This is a genomic window from Nonomuraea angiospora, assembly GCF_014873145.1.
Taxonomy (GTDB): Bacteria; Actinomycetota; Actinomycetes; order Streptosporangiales; family Streptosporangiaceae; genus Nonomuraea; species Nonomuraea angiospora.
Genome location: NZ_JADBEK010000001.1, coordinates 12,665,628 through 12,683,757, shown reverse-complemented (window position 1 = coordinate 12,683,757; position 18,130 = coordinate 12,665,628). Strand labels below are relative to the sequence as shown.

16 protein-coding genes and 1 pseudogene are annotated in these 18,130 nt (G+C 73.6%); 10 read left to right on the top strand and 7 right to left on the bottom strand.

Annotation, left to right across the window (positions count from 1 at the left end; genetic code table 11):
* Position 1: 1 nt before the first annotated feature.
* Positions 2-802 (bottom strand): ion transporter, encoded by an 801-nt coding sequence (locus H4W80_RS58145; RefSeq protein WP_192792851.1) that lies wholly within the window; start codon positions 800-802, stop codon positions 2-4.
* 115 nt (positions 803-917) lie between these two features.
* Here H4W80_RS58145 and H4W80_RS58140 point away from each other — a divergent pair, with 115 nt between their 5' ends.
* Complete coding sequence (locus H4W80_RS58140; protein ID WP_192792850.1) at positions 918-1,892, top strand: GlxA family transcriptional regulator; 975 nt, start codon at positions 918-920, stop codon at positions 1,890-1,892.
* A gap of 7 nt (positions 1,893-1,899) precedes the next feature.
* On the opposite strand, the gene ppk2 is transcribed toward H4W80_RS58140, so the two are convergent.
* Positions 1,900-2,694, bottom strand: coding sequence for a polyphosphate kinase 2 (ppk2, locus tag H4W80_RS58135; protein ID WP_192792849.1), 795 nt, complete (start codon positions 2,692-2,694; stop codon positions 1,900-1,902).
* A 72-nt stretch (positions 2,695-2,766) separates the two neighbouring features.
* Between ppk2 and H4W80_RS58130 the strand changes: the two genes are divergently transcribed.
* From H4W80_RS58130 to H4W80_RS58100, 7 genes are all read left to right on the top strand, one after another.
* Positions 2,767-4,431, top strand: coding sequence for a SulP family inorganic anion transporter (locus tag H4W80_RS58130; protein WP_318787567.1), 1,665 nt, complete (start codon positions 2,767-2,769; stop codon positions 4,429-4,431).
* A 129-nt stretch (positions 4,432-4,560) separates the two neighbouring features.
* Complete coding sequence (locus H4W80_RS58125) at positions 4,561-5,037, top strand: anthrone oxygenase family protein (RefSeq protein WP_192794397.1); 477 nt, start codon at positions 4,561-4,563, stop codon at positions 5,035-5,037.
* Between the two features lie 174 nt (positions 5,038-5,211).
* Positions 5,212-7,422 (top strand): sensor histidine kinase, encoded by a 2,211-nt coding sequence (locus H4W80_RS64230; RefSeq protein ID WP_192792847.1) that lies wholly within the window; start codon positions 5,212-5,214, stop codon positions 7,420-7,422.
* Positions 7,397-8,035, top strand: a complete 639-nt coding sequence (locus H4W80_RS58115) for a response regulator (RefSeq protein WP_192792846.1) — start codon at positions 7,397-7,399, stop codon at positions 8,033-8,035. Before H4W80_RS64230 ends, H4W80_RS58115 begins: the two co-directional genes overlap by 26 nt.
* A gap of 212 nt (positions 8,036-8,247) precedes the next feature.
* Positions 8,248-8,787: a hypothetical protein gene (locus tag H4W80_RS58110; RefSeq protein WP_192792845.1), complete on the top strand. Its 540-nt coding sequence runs from the start codon at positions 8,248-8,250 to the stop codon at positions 8,785-8,787.
* Entirely contained in the window at positions 8,784-9,236 is a 453-nt protein-coding gene (locus H4W80_RS58105; protein ID WP_192792844.1) for a COX15/CtaA family protein, read from the top strand. The genes H4W80_RS58110 and H4W80_RS58105 overlap by 4 nt, the downstream gene beginning before the upstream one ends.
* A gap of 5 nt (positions 9,237-9,241) precedes the next feature.
* Entirely contained in the window at positions 9,242-10,708 is a 1,467-nt protein-coding gene (locus H4W80_RS58100) for a multicopper oxidase family protein (RefSeq protein WP_192792843.1), read from the top strand.
* Positions 10,709-10,836: 128 nt separating this feature from the next.
* On the opposite strand, the gene H4W80_RS58095 is transcribed toward H4W80_RS58100, so the two are convergent.
* The 3 genes and pseudogenes from H4W80_RS58095 to H4W80_RS62295 all read right to left on the bottom strand — a co-directional run.
* The gene (locus H4W80_RS58095; RefSeq protein WP_192792842.1) at positions 10,837-11,724 is read right to left on the bottom strand and encodes a YceI family protein; all 888 of its coding nucleotides are present in this window, start codon (positions 11,722-11,724) and stop codon (positions 10,837-10,839) included.
* Between the two features lie 54 nt (positions 11,725-11,778).
* Positions 11,779-12,390: an MSCRAMM family protein gene (locus H4W80_RS62300; RefSeq protein WP_225966440.1), complete on the bottom strand. Its 612-nt coding sequence runs from the start codon at positions 12,388-12,390 to the stop codon at positions 11,779-11,781.
* Between the two features lie 297 nt (positions 12,391-12,687).
* Positions 12,688-14,133 (bottom strand): annotated as a pseudogene (locus tag H4W80_RS62295) (MFS transporter); the annotation flags it as partial.
* Between the two features lie 164 nt (positions 14,134-14,297).
* On the opposite strand from H4W80_RS62295, the gene H4W80_RS58085 reads away from it, so the two are divergent.
* Positions 14,298-14,948 (top strand): TetR/AcrR family transcriptional regulator, encoded by a 651-nt coding sequence (locus H4W80_RS58085; RefSeq protein WP_192792840.1) that lies wholly within the window; start codon positions 14,298-14,300, stop codon positions 14,946-14,948.
* A gap of 21 nt (positions 14,949-14,969) precedes the next feature.
* Here the strand turns inward: H4W80_RS58085 and H4W80_RS58080 are convergent, their stop codons facing one another.
* Positions 14,970-16,127, bottom strand: a complete 1,158-nt coding sequence (locus H4W80_RS58080) for an alkaline phosphatase PhoX (protein WP_192792839.1) — start codon at positions 16,125-16,127, stop codon at positions 14,970-14,972.
* A gap of 178 nt (positions 16,128-16,305) precedes the next feature.
* Between H4W80_RS58080 and H4W80_RS58075 the strand changes: the two genes are divergently transcribed.
* The gene (locus H4W80_RS58075) at positions 16,306-17,259 is read left to right on the top strand and encodes a hypothetical protein (RefSeq protein ID WP_192792838.1); all 954 of its coding nucleotides are present in this window, start codon (positions 16,306-16,308) and stop codon (positions 17,257-17,259) included.
* A gap of 82 nt (positions 17,260-17,341) precedes the next feature.
* Here H4W80_RS58075 and H4W80_RS58070 read toward each other — a convergent pair whose 3' ends face one another.
* Positions 17,342-18,130, bottom strand: coding sequence for an N-acetylmuramoyl-L-alanine amidase (locus H4W80_RS58070; RefSeq protein WP_192792837.1), 789 nt, complete (start codon positions 18,128-18,130; stop codon positions 17,342-17,344).

Here is an 18,130-nt window from a genome sequence, read left to right as displayed (position 1 = left end):
GTCAGGGGCCCTTCGCGGGCTCGGGCTCGCGTGTGAGCAGCTGATCGAGCTTGGCGTTGACCGCCGCCAGCTCCTGCTTCACCTCTTCCAGCTCCGCCTGCGCGCGGGTCTCCGCCGGGGACGGCTCCGTCTCGTGCATGGCGTTGACCACCACCGCGATGAACAGGTTCAGCGCGACGAAGGTGGACATCAGGATGTAGACGATGAAGAAGACCCAGGCCCACGGCTTGTGCTCCATCACCTCCTGCGCGACGTTGCCCCAGTCGTCGCCGGTCATGATCTGGAACAGGGTGAACAGCGAGCGCGGCAGGTCGGCGAAGCGGTCGGGCACGAGCTCCCCAAAGAGCTTCGTGGAGATCACCGCCGCGATGTAGATCATCAGCACCAGCAGGCCGATGATGGAGGCCATCCCGGGCATGGCGGTCAGCAGCGCGCCCACGACGCGCCGCATGCTCGGCACCGCCGAGACCAGCCGCAGCGCCCGCAGGATGCGCAGCGACCGCAGCACCGACGTGGGCCCGGAGGCCGGGACGAGCGCGATGGTCACGATGGCGGCGTCGAACCAGTTCCACGGGTCGGTGAAGAACGACCTGCGGTAGGCGTACAGGCGGGCGGCGATCTCCACCGTGAAGATCGTCAGCGCGATCCGGTCGACGGCGTGCAGCAGCCCGCCGACCTGCTCCATCAGGTACGCGCTCGTCTCGCATCCGATGGTGATCGCGTTGATGACGATCACGGCGATGACGGCCCGCTGCACGAGCTTGCTCTCCAGGACGACACGAACGCGTTCTGGCCCTGACAACTTCTACCGCCCCCAGGTGACGACCACAGTTATTGATCATCGTAGTGGGCCGCGGCGCCCGCGCCGGCGAGGCCGGGGATCGCCGTGTCGGGCGGCGCACCCGTACGATGTGGCCATGGTGGCACGGCTGATCGTCATGATCGGTTACGACGGCATCGAGCTCGTGGACGTGGCGTCCGTGACGACCGGGTTCGACCATGCCAACCAGCAGGGGGCCGACCCGGCGTACGAGGTCGCGTTCGCGACCCCGATGGGCCGGCCCGTGCGCTGCGACTCCGGGCTCGAGCTGTCGGCGCAGCACCGGATCGACGGGATGGACGGCCCGATCGACACCCTGGTCATCTCCGGCGGGCGGGGACACGCGGCCGCCGCCGCCAACCCCCGGTTCGTCAGCCAGGTCCTGCGGCTCGCCGGTCTGTCGCGGCGGGTCGCGTCGGTGTGCACCGGCGCGAGCGTGCTGGCCGCCGCCGGGCTGCTCGACCACCGCCGGGCCACCACGCACTGGTACTACGCGGGGCAGCTCGCCGCGCGCTACCCGCGGGTCAACGTCGACCCGGCGCCGATCTTCGTCCGGGACGGCGCGGTCGCGACGTCGGGCGGGGTCACCGCCGCCCTCGACCTCACGCTGGCCTTCATCGAGGAGGACCACGGGGCCGAGCTCGCCCGCCGCGTGGCCATGGGCATGGTCGCCTACCTCAAGCGCCCCGGCAACCAGGCGCAGGTGAGCCTGTTCAACCGGATCCCGCGCTCCGACCAGGCCCTGGTCCGGCGGGTCATCGACCACGTGATCAGCAACCTCGACGACGACCTGAGCATCCCCCGGCTGGCCGCGCTCGCCGGGGTGAGCGAGCGGCATCTGAGCAGGCTGTTCGTCGAGCACGTGGGCCGGACCCCGTCGCGGCTGGTGCGCGACGCGCGGCTGGAGGCGGCCTCCCAGCTGCTCACCGGGTCGCGCGAGCCGGTCGCGGCCATCGCCCGCCGGTGCGGGTTCACCTCCGCCGAGTCCTTCCGGCAGGCGTTCGTGGCGTGGGCCGGCGTCTCGCCGTCGCGGTTCCGCTCCAGGGCGGCCGGGCGCGAACCCGGCCCCTGAGCGGGCTTCAGGTGAGGTCTCCGGTCACGTCCGGGACCGGCGTCTCCACCCGCGGCAGCCTCCGGTAGCCGCTGGGGGCGGGCCGCGACGGGATCTCCAGCGGCGCCCGCCGCACCTCCGTGTACGGGACCGTGGACAGCAGGTGCGAGATCATGTTGATCCTGGCCCGCCGCTTGTCCTGGCTCTCGACCTCGTACCACGGCGCCTCGGGGATGTGCGTGTGGATCATCATCTCGTCCTTGGCCCGCGAGTACTCCTCCCACCGCGTGATCGACTCCAGGTCCATCTGCGACAGCTTCCACCGCCGCATCGGATCCTCCAGCCGCGACCGGAACCGCCGCTCCTGCTCGTCGTCGCTCACCGAGAACCAGTATTTGCGCAGCAGGATCCCGTCCTCCACCAGCAACCGCTCGAAGATCGGGCACTGGTGCAGGAAGCGGGTGTACTCCTCCTGCGTGCAGAACCCCATGACCCGCTCCACTCCGGCCCGGTTGTACCAGCTCCGGTCGAACAGGATGATCTGCCCCGCGGCCGGCAGGTGCTCCACGTACCGCTGGAAGTACCACTGCGTCCGCTCCCGCTCGGTGGGCGCGGGCAGCGCCGCGATCCTGGCCACGCGGGGGTTGAGGTATTCGGCGACCCGCTTGATCGTGCCCCCTTTGCCCGCCGCGTCCCTCCCCTCGAAGATCACGACGACCCGCTGCCCCTCGGCCTTCACCCACTCCTGCAGCTTCACCAGCTCGCCCTGCAACTGGAGCAACCGCTTCTCGTATGGCTTGCGCCGCAACCTGTCAGGGCTCATGCCTGGGACTCCTTCCACCGGTCAGGGCGCGTGATGCTGGCGCCCGCGTGCCATCATGCGCCATCCTCGGGCGTGCTCCGTTTTCTGCCCGGCCTGGCTCCCCTGAGCGCCTACCGGCGCGAATGGCTGCGCGGCGACCTGCTCGCCGGGCTGACCGTGGCCGCCTACCTCGTCCCCCAAGTCATGGCCTACGCCACCGTGGCCGGGCTGCCGCCGGTGGCCGGGCTGTGGGCGATCCTGGCCCCGCTGGCCCTGTACGCCCTGCTGGGCTCCTCCCGCCAGCTGTCGGTCGGGCCCGAGTCGACCACCGCGCTGATGACCGCCACCGCCATCGGCCCCCTGGCCGCCGGGGACCCGGCCAGATATGCCTCCCTGGCCGCCTGGCTGGCCATCCTCGTCGGGCTGCTCTGCCTGGGCTGCCGGCTGCTGCGGCTGGGCTTCGTCGCGGACCTGCTGTCCAGACCGATCCTGGTCGGCTACCTCGCCGGCGTGGCCGTCATCATGATCGTGGGCCAGCTCGGCAAGCTCACCGGCGTCCCGGTGTCGGGCGAGTCCCTCATCGACCAGGTGTCGTCGTTCGTCCGCCTGACGCCCCGCGCCCATCCCGGCACCGTCGTCATGGCGGCCGCCGTGCTCGCCTTCCTGTTCCTGCTGCACTGGCGGCTGCCCGCGGTCCCGGCGCCCCTGCTCGCCGTGCTGCTGGCCACGTTGAGCGTGGCGGTGTTCCACCTGGAGGCGCGGGGTATCAAGGTGGTCGGCGCGATCCCCGCCGGGCTGCCCGCCCCCTCGCTGCCCCCGCCGGAGAACCTGCTGCTGCCCGCCGTCGGCGTCTTCCTCGTCGGCTACAGCGACAACATGCTGACCGCCCGCTCCTTCGCCGCCCGCCACCGCCAGGACGTCGACGCCAACCAGGAGCTCCTCGCGCTGGGCGCGGCCAACCTGGGCGCGGGCGCGCTGCACGGCTTCCCGGTCAGCAGCAGCGGCAGCCGCACCGCCCTCGCCGACGCGGCCGGCGCCCGCACCCAGCTGTACTCGATCGTCTGCCTGGCCGCCGTCGTCGCGGTGCTCATGTTCGCCGGGCCGCTGCTGGCCGACTTCCCCACCGCCGCCCTCGGCGCGATCGTCGTGTACGCCGCCACCAGGCTCGTCTCCCTGCCCGACTTCGTGCGGCTTGCCCGCTTCCGCCGCGCCGAGCTCATGCTCGCCCTCGGCGCCTTCGCGGGGGTCCTGATCTTCGACATCCTGTACGGCATCCTGCTCGCCGTGGCCCTGTCGGTCGCCGAGATGCTCGCCCGGGTGGCCCGCCCGCATGACGCGATCCTGGGCGTGGTGCCGGGCCTGGCGGGCATGCACGACGTCGACGACTATCCGGCCGCTCGCACCATCCCCGGCCTGGTGATCTACCGCTACGACTCGCCGCTGTTCTTCGCCAACGCCCACGAAGTCCGCCGCCGCGCCCTGGCCTCCGTCGACCAGCAGGACACGCCCGTCCGCTGGTTCGTCCTGAACGCCGAGGCCAACGTCGAGGTGGACATCACCGCCCTGGACGCCGTCGACTCCCTGCGCCAGGAGCTGGAGCGGCGCGGCGTCGTCTTCGCCATGGCCAGGGTCAAGCAGGACCTGCGCACGTACCTGGACGCCTACGGCCTGACCGCCACGGTCGGCGAGCAGCGGCTCTTCCCCACCCTCCCGACCGCCGTCGCCGCCTACCGGCAGTGGGAGCGCGAAGCGCCCTGATCATCGCGGGGAGGGGCCGAGCGCGCGAGGGCGGCGCGACAGGTCCAGGACAGGTCCGCGAAAGGAGCCGATGGGATCATGAGAGCCGGACGACATCGCTGAGCCCGCTGGGAGGACTCTGTGGAAGGCATGCGGATCGCGGCACTGATGGCGGCCACGCTGTCGATGGGCCTCGTGGCGGGGGTCTTCGGCCTGTACGCGCACACGATCATGCCGGGCCTCGGGCGGACCGACGACCGCACCTTCGTGGGCGCGTTCCAGGCGCTCGACCGGGCGATCATCAATCCGTGGTTCATGGGAGGCGGCTTCCTCGGCGCCCTGCTGTTCACGATCCTCGCGGCGGTGGCCTACCTCGGCCGCCCGGCCCTGCCGTGGATCGTCGCCGCGCTCGTCCTGTACGCGATCACCGTCGTCATCACCCTGGCGGTCAACGTGCCGCTCAACGACGCGATGAAGGCGGCGGGGGATCCGGGCCACATCGACGTGGCCGCGGTCCGGGAGGCGTTCGGCGAGATGCGGTGGCGGAGCTGGAACCTGGTCCGCGTGGTCGCCTCCACGACCGCGTTCGGCCTGCTCGCCTGGGCCCTCACGCTGTCCGGGAAGTAGGGCCGGCCCCTGCCCGGCCGTTGACACGCTTTTCCCTCCAAACCGTAGGCGTCCGGGTGATGGTTTTCCCGGCGGGGTGTCGGTCACGATGTGTGCGTGTCCATGTGGCGACTGTGGCCGGCCTCGTCAAGGGGGTCGCGCCAGATAGGGCGGTCGCGCCGGATTCCGGCGGGAGTGGCGATCGTCCTGGTGGTGCTGGGCGTGGTGGCGACCGCCGCCGGGCTGGACGCGCCGTCGGACGGCAGCGTGGTGCCGCTGGGCTGGCACGCCGGCGGCGTGGCGGTGGACGTCCCGGGCGCGTCCGGTGGGGCGGGGCTGCGGACCGGTGATCTGGTGACCGGCGTGGGCGGGCATCGGCTCGCCGACGGCCTGGGCGTCGTCCCCCGTCCGCGCCCGGGCACGACCCTGGTCTACGACGTGGTCCGGGAGCGGCCGGTGACGGTGGCGGTCAGGGTCGGCCGCCCCGATCCGTACCCGCTGCTCGTGGCGGGCTGGGGCGATCTCGTCTTCGTGCTCGCGCTGGCCGGGCTGGCCGTCGCGCTGTACCTGCGGCGGCCCGAGGAGCCCGCGACCGCGCCGCTGCTCGTGCTCGCGGCGGGCCTGCTGGGCAGCACGCTCACCGTCACCGTCGGGCTGCCCGTCCTGGCCCTGGCCACCGGCGGCGCCCAGCTGTGGCTGTTCCACCTCAACACGATCGTGGCCTACTCGATCTCCTGGGGAGGGCTGCTGGCCTTCACGGTCGCGTTCACCGCGCCCCGGCCGCTGCCGGCCCGCAGCCGCCGGGGCATGGCCGTCGCGTACGCCACGCCGCCGGCCGCGATGGCGCTCTGGAGCGCCATCGCCGCGCCGCTCGCGCCCAACGCGCTCGGCTGGCTCGGGCTGGTGCACAGCGGTCAGACGGCGGTCGTGGCGGCCACCCTGGTCACCAGCACGGTGTGGGGCTTCGCCGGCTACCGCCGCAACCCCGATCCGCTGACGCGCGCCAGGATGCGCTGGCTGATGGCGGGCGGCGCGGCCGCGACGCTGCTGAGCCTGGCCGGCTGGCACCTTCCCGAGCTGCTCGCCGGGGCGCGTCCCCTGCCGGCGGGCGCCCTCGGGCTGTCGGCGCTGCCGTTCGTGGCCGGGATCGGGGTGGCGCTGCGCCGCCATCGCCTGTTCGACATCGAGCGGCTGGCGAACCGGTCGCTCGTGTACGCCAGCGTGGTCGCGATCCTGGTCGCCGGGTACGCGGCCGTCGTGGCACTGCTGGTCAGCGGGCTGGGGTTGTCGCAGCCGGTGGCCGCCGCGCTCACCGCGGCCGGTGCGGCGCTCGCGCTGGCCCCGCTGCGCGCGCTGGCGCAGGGCACGGTCAACCGGGTGATGTACGGCGACCGCCACGACCCGTCCGCGGCGCTGACCCGCCTCGGCACCCGGTTACAGGCGGTGCTGCTGCCCGCCGACGTGCTGCCCGCCATCGTCGAGACCGTGGCCCGGTCGCTGCGCGTCCCGCACGCGGCGATCGAGCTGGTGGACGGCTCCGGCACCGGTCACCTGGCCACGCAGTACGGCGTCCCCGCCGGCGAGGTGCACGTCGAGCCGCTGCGCTACCACGGGACGCTCATCGGGCACCTGCGCGTCTCGGCCCGCGGCAGCGACGATCCGCTCGACCCCGTCGACCTCGGCCTGATCGCCTCCCTGGCGCAGCAGGTGGGCACCGCGGTGCAGGCGGTGCGGCTGCATGACGACCTGGTCAGGTCCCGCGCCGAGGTCGTGGCCTCGCGCGAGGACGAGCGCCGCCGCTTACGCCGCGACCTGCACGACGGTCTCGGCCCGACCCTGGCCGCGATCCGGATCAAGGCCGGCCTCGCCGCGCGGGACGTACCGCCCGGCTCGGCGGCGCGGCAGCAGCTCGACGAGATCTCCGCGGAGGCCGCCGCGTCGCTGACCGACGTGCGGCGCCTGGTCGAGGCGCTGCGCCCGCCCGCGCTGGACGAACTCGGCGTCATCGGCGCGATCCGGGCGCGGGCGGCGGCCCTGTCGGGCACCATGTCCATCGAGGTCGTCGGCGCGGAGCGGCTGCCGGCGCTGCCGGCCGCGGTCGAGACGGCGGCCTACCGGATCGCCGTCGAGGCGATCACGAACGCGGCCCGCCACAGCGAGGCGACCCACTGCACCGCGACGCTCACGCCGTCGGACGGCGGCGTGGAGGTGACGGTGCGGGACAACGGCCGCGGGCTCGGCCCCGATCACACGGCGGGCGTGGGGATCCGCTCCATGCGGGAACGGGCCGCCGAGGTGGGCGGGGTCTGGTCGATGCGCTCCCCGCCCGGCGGCGGCACCCACATCCGCGCCTTTCTGCCGACGAGCCTGGGAGGGGACCATGATCAGGCTGATCCTCGCCGATGACCATCCCGTCTTCGTGTCGGGCCTGCGGGCGCTGCTCGACGCCGAGGCCGGGATGACCGTGCTGGCCGTCGCCGCCACCGGCGCGGACGCCCTGCGCCTGGCCGTCGAGCACCGGCCCGACGTCGCCGTGCTCGACGTGAACATGCCCGGCGGCGACGGGCTCACGGTCACCGCGCGGATGCGCACCGCCGGCCTGCCCACCCGTTCGCTGATCCTTACCATGTACGACGACGAGAACGTCCTGGCCGCCCTGCGCGCGGGCGCCCACGGGTACGCGCTCAAGGGCGCCGGGCCGGAGGAGATCGTGGCCGCGGTGCGCGCGGTCGCCCGCGGCGAGGCGGTCTTCGGCGCCGGCGTGGCCGCGCGCATGCTGGCCCATTTCGCCCGCGTCGCGGTGGCGTCGCCGTTCCCGCAGCTCACCGAGCGCGAGCACGAGGTCCTGGGGCTCGTCGCCCGTGGCCTGGACAACACGGCGATCGCCCAGCGGCTCGGCGTGAGCGGAAAGACCGTGCGCAACTACGTCTCGAACGTCCTGACGAAGCTGCACGTCACCGACCGGTCGGCGGCCATCGTCCGGGCCCGCGAGGCGGGACTCGGCGGCGAACCCGGATAATCCGGCCCCAGGCACCCCGGGCCGCACCCCCGGGCCGCACCCCCGGCCCGGCCGCCCGGCCCTGACTCCCGGGCGGAGACTCCCAGACGGAGACTCCCAGACGGAGACTCCCAGACGGAGACTCCCGGGCGCAGGTTCCCGGTGCGGCCTCCCGGTCCGGCAGGGACAGCTGCCCCGTGACGACGGGACGCGGGCGCGCCGACCCTGGCGTCATGAGGACGCGGGTGGCCGGCGGGCTGTGCCTGCTGGCGTCGTCGGCGCTCTGCCTGGCCGGGTGCCTGGCGGGTGAGCCGGCCCTGTGCCCGGCCAGGCAGCTGGCGGGCACAGGGCCGGCCCTCGGGCTCGTCCGCGGCACCGGTGCGTGGCTCGCCGTCGTGGCCGTCGCGCTGGTCTACCGCGACCTGTCCGCGCCGCGGGCCCGCCACGCCGGCCGCGCGCCGGCCGCCGTGGTGCTGGCCCTGCTGGGAGTCGTCGCCTCGGCGGCGACGGTCGAGGCGGCGCTCCACGTCGCCGGCCCGGTCCTGCCGCCCACGCTGGCCGCCGGCGCGGCCTGCGCTCTCGCGGGGCTGTCGTACGTGGCGGCCCGGGCCGGGCTGGCGCACCCGGTCGCCGGCAGGATCGCGGCGGCGGCCGCCCTGCTCGGCGCGCTCACCGGCGACCTCGCCGCCCCCTACGTCCTCGGCGCCGGCCCCCTCGGCGCCGCCCTGCTCGTCAAGGCGCTCCGCTCCCCGTCGAAAGGACAGGCACCATGAGAATCGTCTACAAGGTCCTGGCGTACGCCGTCGCCGTCGAGGTCGCCGTCCAGGCGGCGGCGATCGTCCTGGCCATCGCGGGGCTCGGCAAGTGGGTCTCGGACGGCAACGTGTTCGACAAGGCCGTCATGGAGAGCGACGACCTGCCCTTCCCGGAGATCGTCGGCATCATCGTGCACGGCATCAACGGCGGGATGGTCATTCCCGTCATCGCCCTCCTCCTCCTGATCGTCTCGTTCTTCGCCCGGATCCCCGGCGGGGTCAAGTTCGCCGCGTTCGTGCTGGTCCTCGTCGCCGTCCAGGCGATGCTCGGCTACACGGGCCACGACCTGCCGTGGGCGGGCGCGCTGCACGGGCTGAACGCGATGGCGCTGTTCGCCGTCGCCCTGCACGCCGCCCGGCGCGCCCGGCCCGTCGCCGCCGAGGCGCCCGCCTCGGCGGCGGTGTGAGGGTCATGATCCTCACCCGTCGCGTGCGGCTGGTCGCGGCCTGCGCCGCGACGCTGGCCGTCGTCGTCCCGCTGGGCTGGCTGTGGCAGGCGAGCCGGCTGCCGCGGGCGTACTCCGTCATGGACATGGGGTACGCCGACGGCGGCCGGCAGGCGGGCGGGCCGCACCACCACCAGAACGCCGCCACCCGGGACATCACCACCCTGGTCGCCGACCCGGCGCGCAGGCCGGACGTCGAGGTGACGCTGACCGCGCGCGAGCAGCGGCTGCGGCTGGCGTCGGGCCGGGAGATCGACGGGTACACCTTCAACGGCCGCTCCCCCGGCCCGCAGATCACGGCCGTGGCGGGCCAGCTCGTACAGGTTCGGCTGGTCAACGAGTCGGTGCCCGGCGGGGTCACCCTGCACTGGCACGGCGTGGACGTCCCGGGCGGCGAGGACGGCGTCGCGGGGGTCACCCAGGACGCGGTCCGGATCGGCCGGGACTTCGTCTACCGGTTCATCGTGCGCAGGGCCGGGACGTTCTGGTACCACTCCCACCAGCTGTCGCACGAGCAGGTCGCGGGCGGCCTCTTCGGCGCCCTGGTCGTGCGGCCCGCGCGCCCGCCGGCCGCGCTCGACGTCGTCGCCCTGGCGCACCTCTACCACGGGATCCGCACCGTCAACGGGTCCGAATCCGATGTCACCGTCCCGGCCCCGCCCGGCGCCACGGCGCGGGTACGCGTGGTCAACACCGACAACGGCCCCACGCCGGTGTGGGTCACCGGGGCCGCGTGGCGCCTGGTCGCCGTGGACGGCACCGAGCTGCACGGCCCCACGGCGGTCGAGCGCGCCGCCGTCCTCGTGACGGCGGGCGGCCGGGCCGACCTCGAGGTGACCATGCCGTCCGGCGGCGGCTCCGTACGGGTGCAGATCGGCGGGCCGCTGTCGGTGGTGCTCGGCCACCCGTCCGGCGTGCCGCCGAGCGCCCGCCCGGCCGCCACCCTGGACCTGCTGACCTACGGCAGCCCCGCGCCCCTCGGCTTCGACCCGGCGCGCCCCGACCGCGCCTTCCGCTACGAGATGGGCCGCCGGCCGGGCTTCCTCGACGGGGTCCCCGGGCTCTACTGGACCGTCAACGGCCACCTGTACCCGGACGTGCCGATGTTCACGGTCGCCGACGGCGACGTCGTGCGCATGACGATCGTCAACGGCAGCGGCGAGGTCCACCCCATGCACCTGCACGGCCATCGCGCGGTCGTACTGGCCCGCGACGGCGTCCCCGCCACCGGGAGCCCCTGGTGGGTCGACTCCCTGAACGTCGAGAACGGCGAGTCCTACGACATCGCCTTCCTCGCCGACAACCCCGGCATCTGGGTCGACCACTGCCACAACCTGCCGCACGCGCGTGAGGGGCTGCTCGTCCACCTCATGTACGAGAACGTCACGACCCCGTTCCGCATCGGCGGCCCGGCGGGCAACTCACGAGAGTGAAGGGGGACACCGGTGAAGACAGACCTGCTCCGGCTGCACGGGCCGTCGGTGGCCGGCGGGATCCCGGGCGCCGTCGTCTGGACGATGTTCCCCGCGTGGACGCTGCTCGTGGGCCTGCGGCGGCCCCGCTAGGGCAGGGACGCCCCCTGCACGGCCTGGATGTCCAGCTCGATCTTCACCGTGGACCCGATGAGGTTGACCCCGGCCCGCACGACCTGGTTGTACGTCATCGCGAAGTCCTCGCGGCGCAGCTCCGTCTCGGCCCGGAACGCCGCCCGCAGGCCGCCCCACGGGTCGGGGCCGGTCCCGAGGTAGGCCAGGTCGAGGTCGACGGGCCGCTGCACCCCGGCGAGCGTCAGCGTCCCGTGCACGATCCACCGGTCGGGGCCCGCGGGCGTGAGCCCGGTGCTGCGGTAGGAGATCATCCGGTACGCGTCGGCGTTCAGGAAGTCGGCCGAGCGGAGATGGGCGTCGCGGGTGCCGTTCCCCGTGTCGATCGAGGCGGCCACGACGTCGGCGGCCACCGACGAGGTCTCCGGGTCCGGGCCGACCTCGATCCGCCCGGCGAACTGGGTGAACCGTCCCCGTACGGTGCTGAGCCCCAGGTGCTGGGCGGTCGCCGCGATCGTGCAGTGGGCCGGGTCGAGCGTCCAGATCCCGGGCGGGGGAAGGTCGACGCCGCCCTGCCGGGCCAGCGTCACCGTGCCCAGCTCGGCGGTGCCTGAGCCGGTCGCGATGGCCGTCATCGCGGCCGGCGTGTATCCGGCCGCGGTGGCGACGGCCGTGTAGACGCCGGGCGCCAGCGGGCCGGTCGACACGACGCCCTCGGCGTCGGCCTCGGCCCGCGCGACCTGCTGCCCGGTCAGGTCGGTCACCGTGACGATCGCGTGCTGCACGGCCCACCCGTCCTTGGTGCGGATCAGGGCGTGCAGGCCCCGGCCACCGGCCGGGGCGCTCTGCTGCGGGGGCCGGCCGGCCGCGGGGCTCCGCCCGGCCTGCTCTTGGCTGGTGTACATGGTGCTCCTGCTCTCCCTGCTCCTCCCTTCGGAGCAGTCGTCGCGGTGTCGGTGTCAGTCGGAGTGGACCAGCCACAGGTCGCGGTCGTCGTCGTCGCGGCCGTTGATGCTCACGGTGTCGGCCACGGGCGGGTATCCGGTGGCGATGAGCGTGTACTGGCCGCCGGTCAGGTCGGCGAAGGCGTACGCGCCGTCCTCGCCGGTCGTCGTGGTGCCGACCACGTTCCCGGCCGCGTCCAGCAGCGTCACCCGCGCGTCGTTCAGCGGGCCGCCGTCGCGCACCCGTACGGTGCCGCGGATCCGGGCGCCGGGCCGCAGCTCGACGTCCTGCCTGGTCTGGCCGGCGCCCGTGACCTCGACCGGGACGGCGGCCGGGCGGAAGGAGTCCGCGCTGACCGCGAGCGTGTAGCCGCCCGAGGTCACGCCGGACAGGCTGTAGGAGCCCTCCGCGTCGGTCGTGCCCGTGGTGACGACCTCGCCGCGGACGTCGGTCAGCACGACGACCGCCCCGGGCACCGGCTTGCCCTCCAGGTCGCGGACCACCCCGGCCAGCTTGTTCGAGCCGGTGAGGATCAGGTTGAAGTCGACCGGCTGGTCGCCCACGACGAGGGTGGCCACCTGCGGGTCGCGTTCGGCGGCCGAGGCGATCAGGACGTAGGTGCCCATGCCGGGCGTCCAGATGGCGTACGCGCCGTCGGCCAGGGTCACGGCCCGGGAGAGCTGGTGGCCGCGCGAGTCGATCAGCGTCAGCGTGGCGTGGCCGACCGCCCGGCCGTCGTCGCCGCTGACCATGCCGCGGATCTCGACGCCGCCGTCCGGCGCCCCCGCCCAGAAGTCCTCCACAGGCTCGTTCAGGGGCGCGGAAGGCACCGGAGCGGCCGCGTGCGCCGTGGCGGGGGCGGCCGCGTGCGCCGTGGCCGGAGCGGCCGCGTGCGCCGTGGCCGGAGCGGCCGCGTGGGCCGTGGCCGGAGCGGCCGCGTGGGCCGTGGCCGGGGCGGCGGCGCTGCGGCGCGGGAGGAAGGCGGCCAGGACGAAGGCGAGGAGGGCGGCGCCGGCGCCGATGCCCATGACGACGCGGAAGCCGTCCTCGGAGGGGAGGGCGACGGGACCGAACGTGGTGGTCATCTCGGCCAGGACGACGCCCGCGACGGCGCTGGAGACGGAGGTGCCGACCGCGCGCATGAGGGTGTTGAGGCTGTTGGCGGCGGCCGTCTCGGACACCGGCACGGCCCCCATGACGAGCGCGGGCATCGAGGCGTAGGCGAATCCGATGCCGGCCCCGATGATGCAGGAGACCAGGACAAGGTGCCAGATCTCGGACATCAGCCCGATGTTGAGCGCGTAACCGGCGGCGACGATCAGGGCGCCGATCATCAGAGTGACCTTGGGTCCCTTGGCCGCGGACAGGCGCGCCGACAGCGGCGCCAGCACCATCATCACCAGGCCGGACGGCGCCATCACCAGGCCCACCGCCAGCATCGACTGGCCCAGCCCGTAGCCGGTGGCCTCCGGCAGCTGCAGCAGCTGCGGCAGCACCAGGGACATGGCGAACATCGAGAAGCCCATCATGGTGGAGGCGAGGTTGGTGAACAGCACCTGACGCCGCGCGGTGGTGCGCAGGTCCACCATCGGCTCCCGGGTGCTCAGCTCCCACCAGCCCCACAGCAGCAGCACCACGACCGCCGCGGCGAACAGGCCGATCGTGAGCGGGTCGCCCCAGCCCCAGCTTGCGCCCTTGGAGATCGCCAGGAGCAGGCACACCAGCGCGGCCGACAGCCCGGCGGCGCCGACCAGGTCGAAGCGCCCGCCGCTGCGCACCGCGGACTCGGGCACGAGGGCCAGCACCAGGACCAGGGCCACGGCGCCGAGCCCGGCCGCGGTCCAGAACAGCGCGTGCCAGTCGGCGTTCTCGGCGATGAGGGCGGCGGCGGGCAGGCCCAGGGCGCCGCCCACGCCGAGCGAGGCGCTCATGAGCGCGGTCGCGGAGCCGAGCCGTTCGGCGGGCAGCTCGTCGCGCATGATGCTGATGCCGAGCGGGATCACGCCGGAGGCCAGGCCCTGCAGGGCCCGCCCGACGATCATCGGCGTCAGGGAGTCGCTGAGGGCGCACACGACCGACCCGGCGACCAGCAGGATCAGGCTGAGCAGCAGCATGCGCCGCTTGCCGAACATGTCGCCCAGCCGTCCCACCACCGGTGTGGCGACCGCGCTGGCGAGCAGCGTGGCGGTGATCGCCCAGGTGGTGTCGGACGCCGGAGCGCCCAGGAGCTTGGGCAGCTCGGGAACCAGCGGGATCACCAGGGTCTGCATCAACGACACCACGATCCCGGCGAAGGCGAGCACCACCACGAAGGTGCTCGCCCGCGGGGGGTCGGCCGCGTGGGCGCGGCGGGCGGGGATGTTGGCCATGCGAGGTCTCCGTTACGGGGATCGGGGGAAGTAAACGACGAGGTATTAGTAAATCAGTCGCTTGACTTAAGGCTAACAGCGTCTATTTACTGAGCACAACCGACGGTCAGGTCCCCGAAGGAGGCCCTCGTGAGCAGGCGTGACGTTCCGGTACGGTGGTGCCGATGACCGGCAGGACCGTACGCGCCGAGCGCGCCGGAGTGACCCGCGAGCGGATCCTCGCGGCGGCGGAGCAGCTGTTCGCCGAGCACGGCGTGCTCGCCGTCTCCAACCGTCAGGTCAGCGAGGCCGCCGGGCAGGGCAACAACGCCGCCGTCGGCTACCACTTCGGCACCAAGACCCATCTCGTACGCGCGATCGCCCGCAAACACGCCGAGCCGATCGAGCGGATCCGCGAGCGGATGGTGGCCGAGCTCGGCGACTCCGCCGACGTGCGCGACTGGGTCGCCTGCATGGTGCGCCCGGTCACCGAGCATCTGGCGGACCTCGGCTCCCCCACGTGGTACGCCCGCTTCGTCGCCCAGGTGATGACCGATCCCGCGCTGCGCGCGATCATGGATGACGAGACCCGCTCCTCCGCCTCGCTGCGGCATACCGTCGAGGGGTTCAACCGGTGCCTGCCCGAGCTGCCCGCCGAGGTGCGGGCCGAGCGCGGCGACATGGCCCGCCAGCTGATCGTGCACACGTGCGCCGACCGGGAGCGCGCGCTCGCCGAAGGCGCCCCCACACCCCGCGCCACCTGGCACGACGCCGCGACCGGGCTGATCGACGCGCTCGTCGGGATGTGGCTGGCGCCCGTCACGCGCGAGCCGTGACGGGCGCCCTGCCGGGTCGGATCAGGTCCGGAACGGGCCGGTCACGCAGTAGGTGATGCCGCCGGACGACGACCCCGAGGTGCCGCGCTGGGAGGAGAAGTACAGCCGGTTGCCCGCGGGGTTGAAGGCCGGGCCGGTGATCTCGGACGAGCTCTGGCCGTTGATCCGCAGGAACGCGGAGATCTTGTCGTCGGGCGTGATCAGGCAGATCTCCATGTTGCCGCCGTCCTCGGCCACGTACAGGTCGCCGTAGGTGGAGCCGGTGACGTTGTCGACGCCGGTGAGCGGCGCGGTGCCGGGGCTGACGAGGCTGTCGTCGTAGGCGAGCTCGTAGGTGTTACCGGCCAGGTTGACCTGCCACACCCGGTTGTCGCCCTTCGTGGTGAACCAGACCGTGTCGTCGGCGTAGTGGCAGCCCTCGCCTCCGTTGAACGACTTGGAGCCGGACACCTGGCTGCGCGTCGCCGTCGGCGAGCCGTCCGGGTCGGGGACGTTCGCCCAGGTGAACGAGCCCGACGTGGCGGACCCCGCCACCAGCACCTGGAGGGTGCCGGAGGACAGATCGCCCCACGTCGTGGGGACGAACCGGTAGAAGCGCCCGTTGGTCTCGTCCTCGGTGAGGTAGATCACCTTCCGCACGGGGTCGGCGGCGGCGGCCTCGTGCTTGAAGCGGCCCATCGCGGGCCGCTGCACGGCGGTGCCGCCGAACGGGTAGGTCTCGTAGACGAAGCCCAGGCTGACCTCCTCGCACGACAGCCACGTGTTCCAGGGCGTCTTCCCTCCCGCGCAGTTCTGCCGGGTGCCGGACAGGATCCGGTTCGCCGAGGTGACGGCTCCGCCGGAGTCGAAACGGATGGCCGAGGCGCCGCCGCCGGGGTTGATCTCGGAGTTGGAGACGTAGATCCAGCCGCTGCCGTCGGCGAAGCAGGCGCCTCCGTCAGGGGCGTTGTGCCAGGTGTAGGACGTGCCCGGGACGGACTGGCCGGAGCGGGCGATCACCTGGCTGGTGAAGCCGGCCGGCAACTGGATGCCGTTGGCGTCGGCGGCCTGCAGCGGGCCGTAGGGGCCGGGGGCGTTCTGCGCCGGTGCGGCCAGGGCGGCGCCCTGCCACAGACTGCCGGAGAAGGCGACGGTGCTCGCACCGAGCACCGTCGCGCGCAGGAAATTGCGGCGTTCCATCGACGAAACCTCCTTGAGGGGGTGCGGCCTCGCCGACAGTATGTCGGCCAAACCGACATTCGCCCGTCAGAGAAGTTAACGGGAACAGTGCGCTGGATCACATTCCCGTGCCCGGCATGGCGTCGTACCCGCCGATGGTCTGAACTGGGTGGGACAGCCGCACGACAGAGGAAGGCCGATGACCGCCGGCCGGGTCGACATCATCGAGCAGGGCCCGCGCGGGCCTCGCCGGGCAGGGATCGCGGCGCTGGTCGCGCTCGCGGCCGTCTCGCTGGTGGGGCTGCTCATCGGGCTTCTCCCGAGCCGGGACACGAGCCGCCCCGCGCCGGAGCATGAGCCGGAGCCGGTGCCGGTGCCGGTGCGCGAGGCGGTCACCGTGAAACCCAACGCCGTCTACCCGGAGGCGAGCGGGACGGGCGGGACCAGGACGTTGCGGGTCACGTTCCCCGACGGGTCGCGGGCGGAGCTCACCTACCCGGCCGGCCTCAACCTGGCCTCGCTGGGCGCCCGGCCGTACACCGGCGGCACCCTCGCGGCCAACGGCAAGGGCGGGGTGTTCCGCGTCCTGACCGCCCCGCTGTACGGCGAGGCCGAGACCGCCGCCGGCCGGCCGATGATCCGCCACCTGACCGGCGGCGTCACGCTCTGGCCCGGCCCGCTCGGGGTGGACACCGCCGGCCCGGTCCTGCTCTTCGCGTTCGGCGACTGGCGGATCGCGCTGCAGGACGAGCGGGCCGGGATGACCTTCGAGCAGCGCCTGGCCTGGGCGGAGAACCTGCGCGGCACGCTCACCCCCGACGGCTTCCTCACCCTGTCGGCCAGAGGGCCGCTGCGCCTGTCGCCCCCCGGCGAGATCCGTGACGGCGTTCTCGTCGGACCGCAGCTGTGGCTCGGCGGGCTGAGCCGCCGCATGCTCGTGCTGGCCCCGGTCCCCGACTGCGAACGGCAGGGCCGGGCGTCCGTCGCCCTCGACCCGCGCCACACCGTCTCGGGCAGCGTCTGCCGCGCGGGCTTCTACCTGGCCGCCTCCGGCGACGAGAGCTTCGTGCGGGGCGCGCTCCGGGACGTCCGCGTCCGGGCCCCTCCCGCACGCCGGGCGCCATCACCCTGCGCGCCACCGCCACCGGTCTGACCGCCGCCACCGCGAGCGTCACGTCCGTCCCGTTCGCCGTGACCGGCGGCCTGACCACCCAGCCGCCCGCGTCGAGCTGGCCTCAGGCGCCGGTGAGGTAGTTCTTGATCCCGTTGGCCAGCGATTCGGCGATGCGCTTGCGGAAGGCGACGTCGGTCATCTTGGCCGCGTCGCCCGCGTTGCGCATGTTGCCGCACTCGATGAACACGACCGGCCGCGTCGAGAGGTTGAGCCCGCCCAGGTCGGTGCGGGACCGCAGGCCGTCCTCGCCTCGGTAGTCCGCGTACGGCATGCCGGTGCCGGCCCGGTACGCGTCGCGGATCGCCAGCCCGAGTTTGCGGGACGGCTCGATGACCTCGTCGTTGCGCCCGGCGATCAGCCCGGGGACGATCACGTGGAACCCGTGCCCGCTCGGCTTGCCGCTGTCGCCGTGGATGGACACCACCGCGTCCGCCCTGGCCTCGTTGCCGATGGCCGCCCGCTCGGTGACGCAGGGGCCGATGCCCTCGTCGTTGCTCCGGGTAAGCACGACCTGGGCGCCCATCGTCTCCAGGAGCGGCCTCAGGTGCTGGGTGACGCTCCAGGCGAAGGCGTTCTCCTCGTACCCGTCGGCGGTCCTGAAGCCGACGGCGTTGCAGGCCTTGCTCTTGGTGATGATGTCGACCTGGCGGTCGACCTGCTCGGGGTGCGCGGCGTTCCCGCCGTTGTGCCCGGGGTCGAGCACCACGACCTTGCCCGCCAGCGGCCCCTTGCCCGTGCCCGGCGGCGCCGGCAGGCCGGCCCCGCCGGGAGCCGGCGCGGCGCCACCGCATCCACCGGACAACGCGGCCAGTACGGCGAGTGCCGCGAATCCAGGTCGATGAACGCGCAT